A 1,780-nucleotide genomic window follows, 5' to 3' on the forward strand; every position below is an offset into this window, starting at 1 on the left:
AGCCGGCTTGTTCCGGTCCCTCAGGACCCAACAGCGTGCATATGCGAACCCGCCAGGACCAACCCGTTCCATCTGCCGCGTTGTAAACAACGCTGCAGAGTACTGAGATCGAACCGTTTGGTTCCGCATCAATGTCAATGTTCCACCCATGAGCGCCACCGGAAAACGTATGTTTCCGAAATGGCTTGGCACCTGTGATCTCCCTGTATACCGGGGAGAGGTGCTGTGCTCCTTAGAAAGGAGGTGATCCAGCCGCACCTTCCGGTACGGCTACCTTGTTACGACTTAGTCCTAATCACCGATCCCACCTTCGACAGCTCCTTCCTTGCGGTTAGGCCACTGGCTTCGGGTGTTACCGACTTTCATGACTTGACGGGCGGTGTGTACAAGGCCCGGGAACGTATTCACCGCAGCGTTGCTGATCTGCGATTACTAGCGACTCCGACTTCATGAGGTCGAGTTGCAGACCTCAATCCGAACTGAGACCGGCTTTTTGGGATTCGCTCCACCTTACGGTATTGCAGCCCTTTGTACCGGCCATTGTAGCATGCGTGAAGCCCAAGACATAAGGGGCATGATGATTTGACGTCATCCCCACCTTCCTCCGAGTTGACCCCGGCAGTATCCCATGAGTTCCCACCATTACGTGCTGGCAACATAGGACGAGGGTTGCGCTCGTTGCGGGACTTAACCCAACATCTCACGACACGAGCTGACGACAACCATGCACCACCTGTATAGAGACCTTGCGGGGCGACTGTTTCCAGCCGTTTCCTCTATATGTCAAGCCTTGGTAAGGTTCTTCGCGTTGCATCGAATTAATCCGCATGCTCCGCCGCTTGTGCGGGCCCCCGTCAATTCCTTTGAGTTTTAGCCTTGCGGCCGTACTCCCCAGGCGGGGAACTTAATGCGTTAGCTGCGACACGGAGACCGTGGAATGGTCCCCACATCTAGTTCCCAACGTTTACGGCATGGACTACCAGGGTATCTAATCCTGTTCGCTCCCCATGCTTTCGCTCCTCAGCGTCAGTTACGGCCCAGAGATCTGCCTTCGCCATTGGTGTTCCTCCTGATATCTGCGCATTCCACCGCTACACCAGGAATTCCAATCTCCCCTACCGCACTCTAGTCTGCCCGTACCCACTGCAGGCCCGAGGTTGAGCCTCGGGTTTTCACAGCAGACGCGACAAACCGCCTACGAGCTCTTTACGCCCAATAATTCCGGACAACGCTTGCACCCTACGTATTACCGCGGCTGCTGGCACGTAGTTAGCCGGTGCTTTTTCTGCAGGTACCGTCACTTTCGCTTCTTCCCTACTAAAAGAGGTTTACAACCCGAAGGCCTTCGTCCCTCACGCGGCGTTGCTGCATCAGGCTTTCGCCCATTGTGCAATATTCCCCACTGCTGCCTCCCGTAGGAGTCTGGGCCGTGTCTCAGTCCCAGTGTGGCCGGTCACCCTCTCAGGCCGGCTACCCGTCGTCGCCTTGGTGAGCCATTACCTCACCAACTAGCTGATAGGCCGCGAGCTCATCCTTGACCAAAATTCTTTCCACCCCCAGGAGATGCCTCCGAGGGTCGTATCCGGTATTAGACGTCGTTTCCAACGCTTATCCCAGAGTCAAGGGCAGATTGCTCACGTGTTACTCACCCGTTCGCCACTGATCCAAGAAGCAAGCTTCTCTTCACCGTTCGACTTGCATGTGTTAAGCACGCCGCCAGCGTTCGTCCTGAGCCAGGATCAAACTCTCCGTAAATGTTTGATTGCACGAAACCCGAAGG

Annotated in this window: 1 rRNA gene; it reads right to left on the bottom strand. The window is 55.6% G+C overall.

Going from position 1 to position 1,780, the window contains the following annotated elements:
- Nucleotides 1–236 precede the first annotated feature (236 nt).
- Nucleotides 237–1,755, bottom strand: a 16S ribosomal RNA gene (locus BLQ39_RS15445).
- Between the last annotated feature and the right edge of the window lie 25 nt (nt 1,756–1,780).

The organism is Cryobacterium psychrotolerans (genome assembly GCF_900101115.1).
Taxonomy (GTDB): Bacteria; Actinomycetota; Actinomycetes; order Actinomycetales; family Microbacteriaceae; genus Cryobacterium; species Cryobacterium psychrotolerans.